Genomic DNA, 18,876 nt, shown 5'->3' with positions numbered 1-18,876 from the left:
AACAGATTCTATTTTGGATTCAATACATCGGAGGAACGGAAAAAGCGCAGAAAAGCAGAGCTGTACTCCATGAGTGAGCAAGTCAGCACCTTCTTTTGGGATGAAGCCCCGCAGCATGGCTTGGAAATGCGTGAAGGGCAGCAGGATATGTCCTTTGAGATTGTGGACGCCCTCATAAACGATCAGCATTTTGCGATTGAAGCTGGCGTGGGCATTGGAAAGTCCTTTGGCTATCTTGTGCCGGTGCTGCTGTACAGCAAACGCATGAACAAGCCGGTTATCATCGCAACCTCGACCATTGCACTTCAAGAACAGCTCTGGCGCGATGTCCACGCGGTAATGCCCCTTCTTGGGCTGAACAGAGATGTTATCCTCGCAAAAGGACAGACCCATTATCTCTGCAACAAACGCGCAGATGAGTATATGTGTGACCCGAAAGCAGACCCACCGGACGCGCTCAAAGAAGGAATCAAGCAAGGGTATGAGGAACGCAAGGATTTCCCGGAGGTTTTGCCGCAAGGAGTCTGGGACAAGGTAAACGTGCAGCGGTTCAGCATGAAGAATTGTAGCTCCTGTGAAAAGAAGTGCAAGTATTACAAAGTCCGCGCAGCATTAAAGTTTACGGATGGAGTGGTACTGTGCAATCAGGATTTTTTAACCCAGCATCTCATGAAACTCCGGCGCGGTCAGGAAGGGCTGATTAACGCCGCCGCTGATCTGCTTGTCGTGGATGAAGCACACAACTTGGATGATAAGGTGCGGAGTGCCACAACGGAGCGTTTCGGGCAAGGTATGCTCTTTGGAATGATTAAGAGCGCATTCTATGAGCTGCGATCCTTTGACCAGAGCAGTGTGTCAGGTGAAAAGCGAGAGGCAGAGAGCGCAATCATCGCCTTCTATAACTGCCTGAAAGCACAAGTCCAAAAGCAGATCAACGAGGCAGAACAGGATATGCGCTACGCTGACCGCTTTTTCTTCGACAACAATGGCAGTGCGATTGAGCTGCTTACCGAGATGAACGCCGCCATACACAACCTTTCGTCCAGCATTCAGATTTATTCCAGCATGGATTTCAGAAACAACCGTTCCTTTGCTGTCTCTGATGATCTGGATGCCGTCAGCGAGTCCCTTTCAGAGCTTCTTGACCAGATAGACGATATGCTGATCTGGATTGAGCAGCACGGCAGCAACACGGAACTCGTCTATTGCCCTAAAAACACAAAAGAAATTGTGAGCCGCCTATACTTCAATGGTGATGAAAGAACCATCTTGACCTCTGCCACGCTGACGAACGCCACGAGCGGGTCTCTGGAAGAACAGTATTCTTACTTTATCAGCAATACCGGCTTTCCCGCTGGTGACCGCGGCTGCTTATCCGAGCCAAAGCCTTCCCCATATCCATACGATGAACACGCCATGATCTACTATTGCGACGATCTCCCGCACCCGACCAGAGAACATGAAGCCTTCATTGAAAAGGGTGTGGAGCGACTGCTTGAGATCCTGAGCATTTCCAACGGAAAGGCACTCGTGCTGTTTACGGCAAAGACCGACATGGAAGAGGTCTACTCCATTCTCAGTGAGAAAAATCTTCCGTACAAAATCTTGATGCAGCAGCCGGGATCGTCGCAGGACAAGGTGCTGAATGAGTTTAAGGAAGATACGAACTCCGTGCTTCTGGGGACGGGTGCATATTGGGAAGGTATCAGCATTGAAGGAAAAAGCCTTTCCAATGTCATCATTTTCCGGCTTCCGTTCCCTGTCCCCGATCCGATTATCGAGTATAAGTGTTCCGTTGCTAAGGATGCTCTGATGGATGTTCGTGTTCCCGAAATGATTATCAAGCTCAAGCAAGGCATCGGGCGATTGATCCGCAATTTCACAGACACCGGCATTGTCTGCATCATCGACCGAAGACTGCGGGATGAGCCGCCGGAACGCTATCATGACATTACATGGGACTCCCTGCCTATCAAAAATCGGACAAGCAGTTTGGGCGAACTTAGGAAGTTTTACGAAGGTCTGCCCTCAGCCAAGGAATGATGATACAAACGGCAGTCTCTTCGGAAACATAGAGCAGCCCCCATAAAAACGACAATCAGAAAACGGAGGTGTATCATGTTGTACAATGAAAATCTGCACGAAGAAGAACAACATCTGATCCAGCAGATTGCCGAGCAAACAGAGAGAGGAAAAATCGACTGGGAACTAACAGAGTACAATCCGCTGTCCTTTCTGAATGAGGACAAGATAGACAAGAACCCAGCAGTAATCTGTCAGTCCTTCTCCTTTGAGGCGATCATCGGCGGCTCCCGTTACGAGCTTGATGTCATGGAGAATATTGATGTGCCGTCCGGTATGGGAGACTACACCATAACCTTGACGCGGGATGAAACCGAAAATTATCTTAAAATTGAGGATGCGCTTTCCTTTGACTGTGACCGCTATGAATGCACACCGGAGGAAGTCGCAGAGCGATTTGCGGACAGCCCCATTGTCCGTCTCTGCAACGCCATCATTCCTGCCACGCTTGGGCAGGAGGATTTAGAAGAGGTCTTCACATGGGCAAGGTTTTTCAACGAGACTGGCATTTCTGCAAAGCTGATGAATCATCCGCTGACCAAGCTCTGTGAAAAGCTGTTCGACGAACACCGTCTGATGGACTTCCATCGCTGCGTCTTGGATGTGGACTATCGAAAGCTGCTCCTAAATGAACTGGCTCATAACTAAGACACGGAAAAACGCCCCCGACACTGTGCCAGACGCACAGTGCCGGGGGCGTTCCCGTTTCCAGCGATTTATTTTTCTCTCGGCAAGTGACTGTTCATAAGGTGACACTTTCCGTTTTACGAAGCCGTGAAAATTCGATGTGTTCCGTGGAGATGTTCACTGGGCAGCATACGCCGTACACGTTTCCAATAATCACCGAGTAGTGCAATGTGTATTCACTATCGGGAAATACTTCACGGTTTTCACAACGCTTGATTCAGAAGGGATTTTTTTGCCTTATTCCCGCGTGACATCAAGGGAAGCCGGATTGATGACGATGATGGGCTTGCCCTTTTTGTGAGCATATCTCACGGTATTCCCGGTACCGCTGGGGCATCCATTCCATACTGCGAGAATATAATCGGCGTGATCGACCATGTACCGATTTCTTTTGTCCATGCAGTCCGGCGTGTACTCCCGTTGCAGCATGGTCTCCTTGTCACACTTTGCCGCGATATTATAATACCGTTCCCGTGAAGCCACAGACCATTTGATCGCTTGTGTCTCACAAGGGATTGCGCTTTCCAGAGTAATGTGAGGGTATTTTGATTTCAAATCGAGTACAATTTCCGCAGCGTACATATCGCCGCCAAGAGCCATGCCGGTAATAAAATGCGTGACGCCCTCGTTCTCGATGAGTGCTACAATCTGATCCCGCATAACAGATTTCAAAGAAGTACAACGCTTATCGGATTCATCAAAGCCGAACGGAAGACTCTGCGGTCTATGACCGGTAAACGCACAAGTCCTGCCTTGAACGGATTGCTTTTCAGCTTTTTGAGCAGACTTTCTAAACTCAATAATGCGCGACATGACACCCCTTCTTTCACTCTTTTGGTAGGTAACTCCATTCTATCACCCTCATCACGGACAGTCAACGCATTGTCGTTAGTAAAATCAACGATGGTGTACCGTGGATAATGACACCGCCGTTAGGTACACTAAATGCAAAGGTGGTGAGGCTATGCGAGAGAAGAAGGACATCAATATTGAAATCGGCGGCAATATTCAAGTGGCAAGAGAACAGGCGGGCTATACGCAGGACACGCTCTCAGAAATGCTTGGCATGACGCCGAATCACCTGAGTGCTATTGAGCGTGGTGCTTCCGGTATCTCTCTTGAAGCCTTGCAGCGCCTTTGCCGTTTGCTCGGCATCAGTGCGGACCGAATTATCTTTGGGACTGACGAGCCAGAAGCGGAAGCCCTTGCGCTTGCCAGACGTATTTCGGATATAAAGCCGGAATACCGGCAACAGGTTCAAGAGCTGCTGTCCGCTATTTTGAATATGTCGTAAAAAAAAGAGCCTCTGCCGACACCCAAAACGGGCATCGACAGAGGCTCTTGGTTCGTTTTCCGGGCATTCAAACAAGTGCCGAAATCGACACTTATTTCCGCGCTAAAGAAGAAACTGCGCAGGGAATACAATCACTTAGGCTGGTCAATTTGCGCCGCTCTGAGGCTTGCAATCACAGGCTTTTTCGACCCCTAACTGTCTACATTGCGATGCCTTGCGGGAGAAGTGCGGACAGGCGATGAGATCCACGCGGAAGCTCTGCTTGCAGCTATGGACGCAGCGGACGCAGAAACGATTATATCTCCGGCGTCCGCTGTCTCCGATGAAGAACGACCACTCCTGCCGCCATTTCTTACTTCTGCTCACAGCTCAATCTCTCCTTTGTGCTTTTTGGGAGGGCAGCATTCCTTCTGCTTTTCAGCCTTTGCGGACTTGAGCCTGTCCATGATGGAGGACTTTTCGCCGGTTTCGGGAGCTTTGACCTCTGCGGTCTTGTCTTCCTTCGGACCGTTGTTGATGATCCCGTCAATCATGCCGTAGTCATCCTCCATCGACATCTCCGCTGCCTTGAGGTAGTTTTCCTTCTCAAGTGCCGCCATCCAGCTTTCCTTGCTGATACCGAGCATTCCGCCCTTTGCCGCATGATCGGCAATCTCTTTGGCATCTACGCACAAGCCCTCGGTGTTATCGGAATAAAGACGGTAAACCTCGCAGCCCTTCTCCAAAGCCTTCTCAGCCGCCTCCTGACCGGCGGGAAGAACGCCAGCCCATGCGTAGCCGTAGTCCTTCATATCCTGAACGGAGAGCGAAGGATCGGGCATTTCCGGCACTTCCTTGACCTCAAGGTCGAGAAGGCGGAGCGTGTCATCGTCGAAGCCGTTGTAAACATCATCAAGGACGAGCTTGCCGCGCTCATCGACGATGATGCAAGCCGCCTCATCGCCGTAGGTGTCATGCTCCATAAGGTAAAAGCTGTGACCGCCGACTTCGTGCCGGTCAATGGTGTGCCACGTCCCGATGTGACCGGCAACCGTCAGACCGGAGGTGTCGGCATTCATCTCAAAGTCCTTCTGCTCAACGCTCTCCTGCTTCTGCTGTTCCTTCGAGATTATGGGAATCGCTACAATCTTATCGCCCAGCTTGACAAACTGCTCCGGAACTTTGAAGTGGTCAGAGAACTTTTGCATCTGCTCTACGGTCAGAGAGCCGAAGCTGTCATCCGTCAAGCCGACTACCATGAATGTTCCGGCAACAACGTCGTAGATGTCACCGTCCTCATCACGCAGAGCGCGGTTCAGGGGCAGACCTTCCAGCTTGCCTTCCTCGTTGCAGACTAAGGCAACCGGGTCTTCGTAGGGATAAATTGCCTCGATGTAGCCGCCGACCTCATGCTGCAAGGACTCCAGCCCGGAGTCAATCTCCTTCACATAAGGCTCCTTTCCCGGCTCGACGATAAGAACCGCGATGGTGCTGTCATGCTCGGCGGCTTCACCTGAGCCGGTAATCCGGTATTCGTCGGGAATATCGTCAAGCTCACCGTCAAACTGCCTGTCCCACCTCTCGCTTGCGACACGGACATAGCCCTCATCGGTGAAGCGTCCCTGCTCATCCATCGCAATGTCGCGCCCATAGCGTTCATAGTCGATGTAATTTGCCAGAGGACCGAGATCCTTTTCGGAGTAAATACCGGCTTCGTGGGCGTAATAGTAGCCGAGGCCGGATTCGTCGTTGATACCGGGCATGATGTCGTAGCAGTCCAGATTGAATGTCAGGTTGATGAGATCGTCGATGTCGCTGACCTCATCGCAGCCAGCCTCCATAACGGCAACGAGCTTTTCCTGATCGCGCAGGGAAAGCTCGTCAATCAAGGCGGCGAGATAGTTGAGCTTATCAAGGCTCTCGTATTCACCAAGCATCTTCTGGACGCCGTAGATCGGACATTCGTAGTCGGTGATAAACCACTCTTCGTAGGGCTGACCGAACTCATCCTGCTTGCCGATCCCGATGCGCTCAAAGACCTTCTGCATCTCTTCTTCGGTGGTGGGGAGCTTCACCCACTCACCGACCAGCATACCCTCGTTGTACTTGCCGAGGTTTGTGACAAAGGCTTCAAAATTACCGTCTAATACGGGCATAGGCATCCTCCTTTCAGTCATCCACCATGCCGTCCGGCATGATATACAGTTCCTCAAACTCCGTGTCCGTCATGGCTTCGAGCTTCCGGATGGTCTTATACATCAGCTCTGCGATCTCGCCGTCCATGTCGTTCAGGGTGACGCCATTCATATCGTCGATCAGCCGCTTCCGGCTGGACGTGTTGAAGCAGCACATCAGGTTGGATTCTTCCACGGTAAAGTTTTTCATATCAGAGTTCCATATCCTTTCCTTTCGATTTCTGCGGTTTCGGTGTGTGGGGCGGCTGTGCTTTCTGCGTGGATTTCAGCTTGTCGCGGATGGATTCACGGGCAGTGAGCTTCTTCGGGATGGTGTCGTAGATGGCAGTTCCGGCATCCTCCACATACGAACGGACATACTGGATGCTCTCAGAAAAGCGAATGGGGCGGTTCTTGTCCTCAATGTTGGTCAGTCGGACTTCATCGGCGGCAAAATCAACCGCTTCGATTCTGCACTTGATGCCGTCCACATTCAGCGTCGCGCCGACAGGAATGTAATCTGCGGCTTTGAGTTCCTTGAAGGTCTCGCCGTCCTTGCTGAGAAAGACATCCGCCCCGGACTTCCAGAGCTTGTGAGAACCGGCTACCCACGCGGCTTCACGGAAGCCAGTCACCGGCATGGAGGGCTTGCCGCGTACCTTCTTCTCAAGGAGCTTTGTGCCGAGAAGCGGCGCGGCTTTTTCAGCATCCTTGCCGTACAGCTCAAAATAGCCGTTTTGAGCAAAGCAAACCAGCGCGTCGGGATGCGCCTTTTTGACCGCTTCGTACTTGCGGAGTTCTGCGACGGGCAGAGGCGAAAGCGCCTCTGTCCTTTCTGCCTCCGGCAGTCTGTCACGGCGGCTTTTCTGTTTGGTCAACACTTCTGCCAGAGCCTCAGCATCCTTCGGGAGCGTCTGGTGGGCTTGTACGCCGCCATGCTCTCCGACGAGAGCCATTGCTGCATCGAAGCTGCTGCGGCAGGGTGCATCCAGCACAAAGCCATCTGCGAAGGTCAGCCGGTCATGATCCGGCGCAACCGAGTTCTGCGCCACATTTGCAGCCTGTTCACGGTAGTTGATCTCAAAGACATCCCCGAACACCTTGCCGCGCTTGACGGTTTTCGGGATGATGACGCGGGCAATGCACTCGTCGTAGGTCTGCTCCGCATAAAAACGGAAGGTGTTGTGATCTCGCGTTCCCTGAATAAAGACCTGATTTTCATTGAGGCAGTGTGTTCCATGCGGGCGGCAGAACCACATCAGCGGTTTCTCTTCGGGATTCGGACTTTCGGCAGCGCGGCGGATGATGCGCTTGTCGATGTCGAAGTCTTCCTTGTAGCTGTCTACATGACTGTCCACGAGCTTCTGCAGCTCCGCAACGATGTCAACGTCTGTGTATTTCTTCATGCGTCTCCTTTCTCACAATTCCATGTCGTGCGTTTTGGATTTGACCGGAGACTTCTTCTCCGGCTGCTGTTTTGCGGCAGTCCTGAGCTGATCGCGGATGGAGGGCTTTTCCTGTTTCTGCTCCTGCCTGACATATTCCAGCGTCGGCATCAGCTCACGGTAGCAGCCCTGCGTTTTCCGCGCCGCATGACGGCGATGGATTTTGAACAGCGGCTCACCGTTCTGCGTAACCGTGTTGCCCTCAATCCTGACGCCGTTCCGTGCCAGCAGATTGAAGGAGTGGTTAGAGGCGCGGTAGGAAGCCCGCATTCCGTCATTGTTATAGGCAATTTGCCCCTTGAGCGTGTCCATGACTGCGGCTTTGATTTCCTTCTCTTCGGCGGTCAGGCGGTGCGCCTTCGGTGCTTTCGCTGCTTCCTCCGGCATGGAGGCAACGGGAGACTTGACCTCCACGGTTTTTACCTCAATAGCGGTAATCTCATCATTCTCCCACGCAACAACCTCCGGGTCTCTTTCCGCTGCTTTCTCAGGCATGACTCCCTTTTGAGCTTCGGTCTGCTGACGGAACGCATCCACGAAAAGTGCCGTCAGTCCGGGATTGGGTTTATCCACAAGGAAGCGAGAGGCATTCTCAGGGCAGACTTCAACGCTCTTTGCCCACTCCTTGAGAGACTGCGGAATACGCCCGTCAAAGTCTTTCTGCTGGATGGTGTTTGCGAGGACATACCGGACGCGCTCCGGAGAGAACTGCTCAAGGACGCTTTTCACGGCAGCATCCGCATCCAGCCGATTGTCTCCGTAGTTAGAACTGATTGCCGCCTCAATCGCACGGCGGCATTCCACGTTTGCAGCGAGAGAAGCACGATATGACTCCAGCTCACCGGCTTCATAGGCATAATTCGCCGTCTCGCGGTAAATGGGGACTTCCGGCTTTTCCTCCGGAACAGCTTCCTTTACGGGAGCTTCGACTTCCATCTCTGCGGACTGTGCTTTCTCTGCCAGCAGCACCTTGAGCTTGGCGTCAATGCCCTCGATCATCTCAGCCGCCGTCTTGCGGATGGTGTCCAGAGAGCTTTTCAGTTCCTTGGTTTCCTTGCCGGATGACCAACCGGCGATGTAACCGAAGGAGTAGTCCGAGGTTTCAATGCCGTACCGTTGGCAGACGGTGTAGGCAACGCTTTCCGCTTCAACCTCCTTGGTGTGCCGATCCTTCTTATCTTCTGGCGCGGCTTTTTCATCCGGCTTGACGGCGTGGAGCTTTGCGTGGGCGATCTCGTGAATGGCGGTTTTGACCGTCTGGATTTCGCTCATGCCCTCCTGAATGGCAATGCGGCTTTCAACCGGCGAGAAGAATCCCTTTGCACCGCCCGGAATGTCCTCAAAGGAAATAGGGACGGGAGATTCCTGCCTGAGCGCATCGAAGAACGCCTCGTAGTTTTCGACGGTGCCTTTCAGCTCATCGACGATGATGTCCGGAAGCTCCTTGCCGTCCGTCTGGGAAACATCAAAGACGCTTACCACCTTGAAGGCGGGACGCAGAACCTCAACCGTCTCCGTGACAGCCTTCCCATCTGCGCCGATCACTGGTTTCTGCGTCGCGGGGTCAATCTTCTCACGCTCTTCCTGCGCCTTGTACGGCGCGGGTGCAAGAATCTTGATGCCCTTTTCGCCCTTCATGACCTGACGGTCAAAGTTGCGCTGCCACGAGGTATAACCGGCAACATAGGTTGCCTCCGGCTTCTGCATCGCAATGAGCAGCGTGTTGTTGAAGGAATAGTTGTAGAACTTGGACATTGTGCGGAGGTATTCCTTGAACCGCTCGGATTCAAAAAGCTCCTTGATGCCCTGTTCCAGCTTGTCCGTGATTTCGCGGACTTGCTGTGCATTTTTGTTTTCAGCCATCTCAAACCTCCATTTCTTATTTGCCTTTGGGCGAAGAAAACCCCGTCTGGGATTTGCTCAGTAAACGAGCCTTTACCTCAGACGGGGTTTCTCTGCGCGTCATCCGACGATGGAAGATGTTATCCTCGTTCTCCCATTCAATCAGCCGGTCAAACATATCCGGGTGCTTTGTGACCATGTGCAGCAGCTCCGAGTCACTGGCGTTGGGACAGAACCAGCAGCCGTTTCTCCGGCAGTGAGCGTAGATTGGGGAAAGCAAACCGTGTTCCTGACAGAGCTTGTAGGCATCCGCCTCGGTCATGCCGTATTTGGCAAGGAGACTGACATTCTTCACGCCGTCCAGACGCACAAGGCGTTTGGGTTCATCCTCCGCGATGCCGACATAGCTCACGGTGTCCGGCGAGAGCGCGGCATTGTACTTGCGGACTGGCGGGATTTTGCAGTCCCGATTGACCGCGCACATCCCGGCCCACGCAAAACCGCGAACCTCGCCCTTATGAGGTCCGCGGGTGATGACGTGATGGAACACGTCATCGTAGGTCTTGTCTGCATGGAGAATGGTGAACTTGATGCCCAGCTCCTTTTCACAGAAGGGCTTGAGCCGGTCATAGATGAAGTCCCGGTGTTCCGGGACTTCACCGCTTGTGTCCTGATCAAACATGACTTCGCTGAAAACTGCCTCGTCCAGCGGCTCATTGTGCTGTGCAGCCAGCAGGAGCGTCGCTACGCTGTCTTTGCCTCCGCTGCATGAAGCAACATACTTTGGGCGGATCATCGACCAAACTCCATCTTGAAGCTGACATATTTGCCGCCACTGTCATCCAGACGGATCACCGCATCGTAGAGCTGAGGCTTCTTCGGCGTGTAAAGCCCGGTCACGCGGCACCAGCCCTTGTCCAACAGCTCCTTTGCAATCTTCTTGGTCAGCTTCTTTTTCTTGCTGGAAAAGAACTTGTTGTCTTCCCACAGGCAGAAGGAGCAGTCCTTGTTCGAGCAGTAGAAGTTGCCCTTGCCGACATAGACCGGAGAGCCGCAGCGGGGACATTTGCCGATTTCCTCCTTGCCCGTGCCGAAACGCTGGGCTTCGGCATCGGAGAGAAACGGGTAGGCTTTCACGAGATCCCCGGTCATCTGGACAATGCAGCTGAGGAAGGCGTCTGCATCCGCATTGCCGCGCTCAATCTCCATGAGCGTGTTTTCCCATTCCGCCGTCATTGCGGGAGATGTGATCTGTTCCGGCAGAACACAGACGAGGTTGCAGCCGTCCTTTGTGGGAATGAGGGATTTGCCTTTGCGCTCTGCAAAGCCGGACTTCACCAGCTTTTCAATGATACCGGCGCGTGTCGCGGGAGTGCCGAGACCTTTCTTCTCGGTTTCATCGTCGAACTGATCGTTTCCGGCAGTCTCCATCGCAGACAGGAGCGTGTCTTCCGTGTACTGCTTCGGGGGTGTCGTAAAGTGTTCGGTGACGCTGGCGGACACACCATCCAGAACATCGCCTTCGTGGACTTCGGGCAAGGACTTCGCGGGATCGTCTTTTTCCTTCGTCTTGAGGGATGCCTTGAACAGCTCTTCAATGGCTTTCCAGCCGTTTTGAACGATGGTCTTGCCCTTGGCTTTGAACGCATAGCCCTCGCAGGAGAGCAAGATCTGCGTTTCTGCGTAGGTGTGCTTCTCGCCGGTCGCACACAGAAGGCGCATCCCGACAAGATTGAGGATTTTCTGCTCCGACTGAGGAAGCGCGAAAACATCCTGCTTTTCAAGCTGGACGGTCGGGAGAATGGCATGGTGATCTGTGACCTTGCTGTTGTCGGTTACGCGGGCAATGTCCGGAGTAACCGAAACACCGGAGAAAAGCGGAAGCTGGCGGCAGACGATAGAAATAACCTGACGGGCGGTGTTCTCCATATCGTCCGTGATGAACTGACTGTCCGTGCGCGGATAAGTCAGGAGCTTCTTTTCGTATAGTGTTTGAACGAGATCGAGCGTCTGCTGGGCAGTGAAGCCGTAGTATCGGTTTGCCTCGCGCTGCAAGGTGGTCAGATCATAGAGCTTTGGGGGATTGACCGTCTTCGTTTCCTGCTTGAGAGAAGAAACGACGGCTTGCTTTTTCTCGCAAGCCGCCGCAATCTTCTTTGCTTCCTCTTCGGTTTTGACCTTTTCCAGATCGGCAGTCAGATCGCCCTTGCCGACATGGACGTTGAAATACTTCTCCTTCTGGAACGTGGAGATTTTTCCGTCGCGCTCTACCAGCATTGCAAGAGTCGGTGTCTGGACACGCCCAACTACCAGCTTCTTGTGATAGAGCGTGGTGAAAAGGCGGGTGCCGTTGATGCCGACGATCCAGTCCGCCTTCGAGCGGCTGAGTGCTGCTTCATAGAGACGGTCATATTCCTTGCCGTCCCGGAGATGATTGAAGCCTTCGCGGATGGCGGAGTCCTCCAACGAGCTGATCCACAGACGCTTGAAGGGCTTGGTGCATCCGGCTTTGTTGTAGACCAGCCGGAAGATCAGCTCCCCCTCGCGTCCTGCATCGGTTGCACAGACCAGCTCGGTGACGCGCTTGTCCTTCATGAGAGAGGACAGCACCTTGAACTGCTGTGCTTTGTCCTTCGTGACCTCAAACATCCAGTTTTCCGGAACAATGGGCAGATCGTCATACCGCCACTTAGCATACCGCTCATCATAGGAGCTGGCATCTGCCAGCTCCACCAGATGACCGAAGCACCACGAAACGATGTAGTTGCCGCCCTCCATATAGCCGTCCTTGCGGGACGTCGCGCCCAACACCTTTGCGATGGACTGGGCTACGCTGGGCTTTTCAGCAATGACTAAGATCAATCTTCATCACCATCCGTTTCAGCATCCTCCGCAATCTGCGGCTCTTCATCCTCGTTGATGTACGGCTCTTCCTCGTAGCCTTCATCGTCGAAGAAGTCCATGTCCTCATCCTTGGGCTTTCTGCCCTTGACGAACTTGATGTAGTAATAAGCTGCACCCGCAGCACCGGCAAGGGCAAAGATGACGAGGATCATGCCGATGTTGGATTTCTTTTTGGGCTTGGTCTCCGGCACTTCGGTTTCCGCATCCTTGTCCGGCTCAGGTGTAACGGGGGCTGTGCCGGTGCATTCGCTCATGTTGGTCTTGCAGACCGGGCAGTCGGTGTTGACCTGACCGGCAGCGCATTTTTCCTTGCAGTTACAGGTGGTCAGAGCCGCCGCAGTATCATCATCCAGCAGCGCAAGCAGATCGCTTTCATCGACCATGTTCAGGAAGTACGTCTGATATTGTTCCTCATCCTCGTTGATGGGCGCATCGTAGTCGATGACAATGAAGAAGGTGTTGCCGTTCTTCGTCTGGACAGTGATGAACTGCTTGTTGGTTGCCTTGTCATAGAGCAAGTCACGGGTGTAGGCGTTGCCCTCATCGTCAATCGGCTCACCCTTCGGCTTTTCCGGCGCGGGAGTAGTCTCAGGCTGCTGTTCCGGCTGTGTTGCCTCCGTAACGGGAAGGTTCTGCTCGGTATCATCGGCGTAGGCAAACGCCGTCACCGAGAAGCAGGACAGAACCATGACGCAGACCGCAAGGACGGTCAGAAAACGAAACTTCTTACGCATTGTCGATTACCTCCGTATTTTCAGCGGGCTTGGTGCCGCCCTTCATGGAAGACAGAAACGCCATGATCTGATCCTTGTCCATCACCATAGAGCGCACGGTGTTGATGATTTCAAGGTTCTCCAGCTCCGTCTTCTTGTCGTACAGCTCCTTGAGCTGTCCTTCGATTTCGGATTTCTTCTTTTCAGCCTTCTCAATGTCGGAGAGGACTTTCTGATACTTGGGATTCATGCAAAACTCCTTTCTTTTAATAGGCGGGTCTTCCGAAGGCGTAGAAATGCTGCTGCCAGTAGGAAGAGTTGATGGATGTGTACTGAATGGGGTCGCCGCAGTGGATCATGACCCCATCACCGACGTAAATGCCGACGTGGGACACACCGGGGGTGTCATACGTCCCGACAAAGAAGATGAGATCACCGGGCTGTGCATTCGCCTTTGAAACCGGCGTACAGACGTTGTAAAGCCCTTGTGCGCCCAGTCGTCCGGTATTTACAAGTCCGCTGTTCGTGAGAACGTAGCTGACGAAGCCGGAGCAGTCAAAGGACGTGTCGGGATTGGAGCCTCCCCAAACATACGGATAACCGAGATACTTTTCCGCCTCGGTGATCAGTGTCGCAAACTTCTCGTCGTTCAGGTATTCCGGGTTGACATCGTAGTCGGCGGGAGGATTTGTGATGTACTTGTCCACATAGGGGGAGTTACCGAACAGATCCTCGCGGTTGCCCAGCACCGACATATACGTCGCGTACATGGAAAGCTGTTCCTGAGACATGATGTAGACCGGGACGTGGGAGAGATTGAAGTTTTCGAGCTTTACATTGCAGATGTAGTAGTCATACGGGACGCGATAGGTTTCCGTGTGCGTGTTGCCGTCTGCGTCCGTCCATGTGTCGGTTTCCGTGCGGTATCTGGTTTCGACGATAACCTCTTCGGTGAGGATGTACTGCTTTTCAAACAGCATTTGGAGCGTACCCTGCACCTCATCCAGCGTGAACTCGCCCTCATGGAGAGCCGAGAGGATGGAGATCAGCACATAGGGGTCATGCTCAATATCATCCAGATCAAAGTGATACTCGTCATAGTCATGGTTACTTTCATAGTTATCCAGATAGCTTTGCAGCTCTTGCTCCATCCGGCAATACTGCGCCTCCGCGCCCAGCATCGCGTCATCCTCGCTGAGATAAGAGGAAGCGATAACCGTCGAGCCGGTAGAAGTAAGCATCGAACACGAGCTGATTCCGGCACCGAGCAAAATGAGAAGGGCAATTCCGACGCCGATCCAGATGAAGACCTTCTTGTTCTTCTCAAAGAACTCCTTGATCTTGTCGGACGCCTTCTCACCGAGCTTCTTGCCGGTATTCTTTGTGGCAGTCCCGGCAGTCTGAGACCCGGCATTTCGAGCAGCGGCATATTCCTTCTTGATGTTCTGCTTCTGGTAGTGCTTGTTCATGTTCTGCTTCTTCATCTCAGGATGCTCCTGCTGATTTCTCTCATATTGGAGCTTCGCATCCGCAGCATCCGCCTTGTGTTCCAGCTTGGAGACCTTCTCGTAGGGCTTGTTGACGCTGCTTTCCCGATGATGACTGAAATGCCGAGCGGCAGTCTCAGCGACGATCTCCGTTTTATGCGCCGCCTCAACCGCCGTGTTTTCCCGTTCGACCTCATGGATTTTGCCGTGAATGCCGGAAGCGAGGGTGTCACCGACCTTGCGGACGGTTTTATCCGCTTCAAATTGCAGCTTGCCTTTGCCCTTTGGTTTTTTCAGCTCATCCTCAAAATGAAGGCGGGTTTTGCCCTTGCCGGTTTCCTCATCGAAGACACGCTCTTTCCTGAGAACCTTGTGCGTGGGCAGCTTTTCACGGGCGGCATCCAGACGCTCATGCGCTTTCTCGGACTTCCTTTCGAGCTTCTGCATCCGCTTCGTGGGCGGGGCGGCATCGTCCGAGACCGGCTTTGCAGAGGCGGTTTCCGCCGCTTGAGTGAGAATAGCATCCGCATCCACTGCTTCAACCGCAGAGGTCTTGCGCAGCTTGTGTGTGACAACCGTTTCGGCAATCACCGTGCCGGTATGAGAAGAAACACCGTGCTGCTCCAAAGCAGGAGGCTTGAACGGCGTTTCCGACGAGGACAGCGGTTCGGCTGCATTCTGGGGTGGATTTTCTGCCTTTTTCTCTTCCGTGACGGACGTTTCCGAGGGTGGCTGAGTGTCGTTATCCTCGGCGTGTTCCGCCTGAAACTGACGCTGTTGACGGCGCATCTGCACCTTTTTCTGTTCCTCCGCAGAAAGAGCTTCGGAAGGCGCGACTGTCTCACCGGGCTTCACCAGCTCCGCATCTTCCAGCCGCTTTGACACACGCTGCTCGGTGCCAGCCGTCAGGTTTTCCTCGACCGCGCCCTCCCGCGTCATCCGCACGACTACCTTGTCACGGGCTTTAAGTTCCGGTTCCTTGGGCATCAGATTTCACCTCCAATCCGCTTGTAGGCAAGCTCGGTGTATTCAGGGTTCAGCTCTATGCCCACGAAATGACGCCCCATCTGTGAGGCAACCATACCGGTTGTGCCGCTCCCCATAAAGGGGTCAAGCACAATGCCGCCTTCGGGACAACCGGCGAGAAGACAGGTCTCAACCAGCTTCGGAGGATAGGCGGCATAGTGACCGCCCTTGAAGGGAACGGTGTTGATCTTCCAGACATCGCGCTTGTTGCGGAGCGGATTGATGTCTGCGTCATTGATCGCGCCATGCTCACGGGGGCGGTTGATGGATTGCGGCTGAGGCTGACCGGGAACGGGCTTGCCGTATTTGTTGCCGCCCTTCATGCCGCGCTTGAGGCGTTCTGCCGTTGCGGGAGCAATCGGCTCGGAGATCGCCTTGTAGTCAAAGAAATACTTCTTGGACTTTGAGAACAGGAAAATATGCTCATAGCAGCGGGCGCATCGGTCTTTCACGCTCTCCGGCATGGGGTTATCCTTCATCCAGATGATGTCGTTGCGCAGATACCAGCCGGTATCGCGGAGGGCAAAAGCCAGCATCCACGGAATGCCGATCATGTCCTTTGGCTTGCAGCTCTCAACCTTGTTGTTGAGAGCCACAGCCTGACCGTTTCTGCCGTTGGGGTTCTTCGGGTCAATGAAATCGCCCTGATTGCCCTTTCCAGCGTAGGTGTCCGAGATGTTCAGCCAGAGCGTCCCATCTGGGCGCAAAACGCGCCTGACTTCGGTAAACACTTCCGTCAGGCGCGAGATATATTCCCTCGGCGTTGTCTCTCTGCCGATCTGAGCATCCATGCCGTAATCGCGGAGCGCGTAATACGGAGGGGACGTCACACAGCAATGTACGCTGTCATCGGGCAGCGTTTTCAGGATTTCAAGGCAATCGCCGGTATGAATGATGTCAAGCTCTATAAAAACCAGCTCCTTTCTTCGGATTTGAGCGCATATCAGTCGGAGTAATACTCGTCCGGCTCGTAATCCTCATCTTCCGTGAAGTCCTCGTCGAGATCGTCAATCTCGTCCGCCCAACGGTCGAAGATTTCCTCGGCTTCCTTCGCCGCCTCACGATAGAGGCTCAGCCGGTTCTTCTCAAAGGCGGCAAAGGCGGGGACGAACTTGCCGAACTCGCGGATTGCCTTCACATCCTGCGTGCGCATATCTGCGACGCACTGGATGATTTCGGACATCGTGAGCAGATCGTCGATCATCAGCTCATACTTGTCCTTGGGGATAGATACGGCTTCATCATCCGCCGCGTCAGCGAACGGGGTATTCTCGTCGCTGTTGCTGCTTTCGGGAACATCAACCTTGAAATAGAAACCGATCATATCCACAGATACCTTGGTCATAATCTGACGTGCCTCCTTGACCTTTTCGTCGATGTCCTCCCTCACATGGAGGTAGGCGCGGTGATGCTTCTTGAGATCGCTTTCCAGTCGGATCAGATCGGTCAGCTCCCACAGAGCCTTAAACAGCGCGGAGGTGTTCTCTCCGTATTCGATAGCGTCCGCGTAGGGAATGGTAATCATCTTGTTGTTCATATTCAAAAATCCTCCTATCAGTTCTGTACGGTTTCTTCGGGTTTGGTGGTCATGATGCGGTAGAGCTGGGTGTCCTTCGGGAAATCGTCCTTGAAGGGAACGATGGTCGAGCCATAGAAGATCAGCCCCTCACCGGCATTGGAATTGGTGATGTAGTTCTGCTGGCTGGGCGAGATGTTCAGCGCCTTCGAGAGAATCTGCCGGTCGCCGGATGCCTGATTCAGAAGGTAGACAAAATCCGAGTTTTCAAAGATATTCTCTACCTCGCGGGACGCAAGCAGATCCTTGACGTTCTGGGTGATGCCGGTCGGGATGCCGCCCCACTTTCTGAAACGCTTCCAGATTTCCACGCTGTATGCGGCGGTCTGTTCCTCCTTCAAGAGCAGATGGAACTCGTCCATGTAGTAGCGAGTTGCCTTGTGCTGGGCGCGGTTGATTGTAACTCTGTTCCAAACCTGATCCTGCACAATCAGCATACCGAGCTTCTTGAGCTGCTTGCCGAGTTCGCGGATGTCATAGCAGACGAAGCGGTTGTTGACATCCACATTCGTTCTGTGATTGAAGACGTTCAGAGAGCCGTGAACATAGATTTCAAGGGCAGTTGCGATGCGCTGTGCCTCCGGCTCCTTCTGATTTCTCAGAATGTTGTAGAGGTCTTCGAGGATCGGCATTTTCTCCGGCTTGGGGTCTGCAAGAAACTCCTGATAGACCATGCGAACACTGCGGTCAATGATGGTCTTCTCAACCGGCTGCAAGCCGTCCTTGCCGCCGACAATCAGCTCGCACATGGAGAGAATGAAGTCGGATTTCAGCGTCAGCGGGTTTTCCTCTTCGGAGTAGTTCGTGTTGATGTCCAGCGGATTGATGTAATCCGTGCTGACCGGCGAGATGCGGATGACCTGACCGCCGAGCTTCTGCACGAGGGGAAAATACTCGGCTTCGGGGTCGCAGACGATGATGTCATCCTCTGTGATGAGGAAGGCGTTCGTCATTTCACGCTTGGCGGAGAAGGACTTACCGGAACCGGGCGTACCCAAGATCAGCCCGTTGGGGTTCTTGAGCTGCTTGCGGTCCACCATGATCATGTTGTTGGACAGCGCATTCAGCCCGTAGTAGAGAGCTTCGCCGCCCTGAAAAAGCTCCTGCGTGGTGAACGGCACGAAAACCGCTGTGCTGGAAGTGGTCAGCCCGCGCTCGATTTCCACCTGATTGACGCCGATAGGCAGAGAGGACATCAGCCCTTCCTCCTGCTGGAAGTCAAGACGCTTGAGCGCACAGTTATACTTTTGGGCAATGGCGGCGGTCTGGAACACCGCGTTTTCGAGCTTCTGGCGGTTGGTTGCCGTGTTCATGATGAGGATGGTCACGAGGAACAGTCTCTCATTGCGGGTCTGGAGATCCTGCAACAGACGTTTTGCCTCACCGCCGAAGGTGGCAAGATCGGACGGGATGATGTCCATATCGTAGCCGGAGCGGACTGCCTTTTTCTGCTCTTCGATCTTCATCTTGTCGAGGTCGGTGATCTTCGACTTGATGCTCTTGATTGCCTTCGCCTGGTCAATCGTCCGGATATGAAAATTGACCGTGATGTTGCTGTCCATCTCAAGGAAGTCGGCAAGCATACGGTCATTGAGTTCCGGCGCGAGGATTTGCAGGAAGCTCACCGCGCCGATGGTTCTGCCCATCTTGAAGCACTTGCCTTCACG

At 53.5% G+C, this 18,876-nt stretch carries 16 protein-coding genes; 3 read left to right on the top strand and 13 right to left on the bottom strand.

Going from position 1 to position 18,876, the window contains the following annotated elements; genetic code table 11:
* Together H8711_RS12155 and H8711_RS12150 are read left to right on the top strand one after the other, a co-directional pair.
* Positions 1–2,043: ATP-dependent DNA helicase (locus H8711_RS12155; RefSeq protein ID WP_249283712.1), on the top strand; the 2,043-nt coding region annotated here is incomplete at its 5' end.
* A 75-nt stretch (positions 2,044–2,118) separates the two neighbouring features.
* On the top strand, positions 2,119–2,730 hold the full coding sequence (locus H8711_RS12150) for a hypothetical protein (RefSeq protein WP_033121891.1): 612 nt from the start codon (positions 2,119–2,121) through the stop codon (positions 2,728–2,730).
* A gap of 276 nt (positions 2,731–3,006) precedes the next feature.
* On the opposite strand, the gene H8711_RS12145 is transcribed toward H8711_RS12150, so the two are convergent.
* Positions 3,007–3,582, bottom strand: coding sequence for an SLOG family protein (locus tag H8711_RS12145; protein ID WP_249283711.1), 576 nt, complete (start codon positions 3,580–3,582; stop codon positions 3,007–3,009).
* 151 nt (positions 3,583–3,733) lie between these two features.
* Here H8711_RS12145 and H8711_RS12140 point away from each other — a divergent pair, with 151 nt between their 5' ends.
* Positions 3,734–4,063 carry a helix-turn-helix domain-containing protein gene (locus H8711_RS12140; RefSeq protein ID WP_005934776.1) on the top strand — a complete coding sequence of 110 codons (330 nt, stop codon included), beginning with the start codon at positions 3,734–3,736 and terminating at the stop codon, positions 4,061–4,063.
* Positions 4,064–4,425: 362 nt separating this feature from the next.
* On the opposite strand, the gene H8711_RS12135 is transcribed toward H8711_RS12140, so the two are convergent.
* From H8711_RS12135 to H8711_RS12080, 12 genes are all read right to left on the bottom strand, one after another.
* Positions 4,426–6,198 carry an antirestriction protein ArdA gene (locus tag H8711_RS12135; RefSeq protein WP_249283710.1) on the bottom strand — a complete coding sequence of 591 codons (1,773 nt, stop codon included), beginning with the start codon at positions 6,196–6,198 and terminating at the stop codon, positions 4,426–4,428.
* Positions 6,199–6,211: 13 nt separating this feature from the next.
* Complete coding sequence (locus tag H8711_RS12130) at positions 6,212–6,427, bottom strand: transposon-transfer assisting family protein (protein WP_249283709.1); 216 nt, start codon at positions 6,425–6,427, stop codon at positions 6,212–6,214.
* 1 nt (position 6,428) lies between these two features.
* The gene (locus H8711_RS12125; RefSeq protein ID WP_249283708.1) at positions 6,429–7,622 is read right to left on the bottom strand and encodes a MutS N-terminal domain-containing protein; all 1,194 of its coding nucleotides are present in this window, start codon (positions 7,620–7,622) and stop codon (positions 6,429–6,431) included.
* Positions 7,623–7,634: 12 nt separating this feature from the next.
* Positions 7,635–9,524 (bottom strand): DUF3849 domain-containing protein, encoded by a 1,890-nt coding sequence (locus H8711_RS12120; RefSeq protein ID WP_249283707.1) that lies wholly within the window; start codon positions 9,522–9,524, stop codon positions 7,635–7,637.
* 16 nt (positions 9,525–9,540) lie between these two features.
* Entirely contained in the window at positions 9,541–10,299 is a 759-nt protein-coding gene (locus H8711_RS12115; RefSeq protein WP_249283706.1) for a phosphoadenosine phosphosulfate reductase, read from the bottom strand.
* Positions 10,296–12,365, bottom strand: coding sequence for a DNA topoisomerase 3 (locus tag H8711_RS12110; RefSeq protein ID WP_249283705.1), 2,070 nt, complete (start codon positions 12,363–12,365; stop codon positions 10,296–10,298). Before H8711_RS12110 ends, H8711_RS12115 begins: the two co-directional genes overlap by 4 nt.
* Positions 12,362–13,141 carry a DUF4366 domain-containing protein gene (locus H8711_RS12105; protein ID WP_249283704.1) on the bottom strand — a complete coding sequence of 260 codons (780 nt, stop codon included), beginning with the start codon at positions 13,139–13,141 and terminating at the stop codon, positions 12,362–12,364. Before H8711_RS12105 ends, H8711_RS12110 begins: the two co-directional genes overlap by 4 nt.
* Complete coding sequence (locus H8711_RS12100; protein ID WP_006573549.1) at positions 13,134–13,370, bottom strand: DUF4315 family protein; 237 nt, start codon at positions 13,368–13,370, stop codon at positions 13,134–13,136. Before H8711_RS12100 ends, H8711_RS12105 begins: the two co-directional genes overlap by 8 nt.
* A gap of 16 nt (positions 13,371–13,386) precedes the next feature.
* Positions 13,387–15,594 carry a C40 family peptidase gene (locus H8711_RS12095; protein WP_249283703.1) on the bottom strand — a complete coding sequence of 736 codons (2,208 nt, stop codon included), beginning with the start codon at positions 15,592–15,594 and terminating at the stop codon, positions 13,387–13,389.
* The gene (locus tag H8711_RS12090; protein WP_249283702.1) at positions 15,594–16,424 is read right to left on the bottom strand and encodes a DNA-methyltransferase; all 831 of its coding nucleotides are present in this window, start codon (positions 16,422–16,424) and stop codon (positions 15,594–15,596) included. Before H8711_RS12090 ends, H8711_RS12095 begins: the two co-directional genes overlap by 1 nt.
* Positions 16,425–16,576: 152 nt before the next feature.
* Positions 16,577–17,170, bottom strand: coding sequence for a nitrogen fixation protein (locus H8711_RS12085; protein WP_249283701.1), 594 nt, complete (start codon positions 17,168–17,170; stop codon positions 16,577–16,579).
* A 17-nt stretch (positions 17,171–17,187) separates the two neighbouring features.
* The coding region (locus tag H8711_RS12080) for a VirB4-like conjugal transfer ATPase, CD1110 family (RefSeq protein ID WP_249283700.1) at positions 17,188–18,876 on the bottom strand (1,689 nt) is incomplete at its 5' end.

This window comes from Ligaoa zhengdingensis (assembly GCF_014384885.1).
GTDB lineage: Bacteria > Bacillota > Clostridia > Oscillospirales > Ruminococcaceae > Ligaoa > Ligaoa zhengdingensis.
Note: the sequence above shows the minus strand (reverse complement) of the source record. Positions and strands in the feature narration are given on the sequence as shown.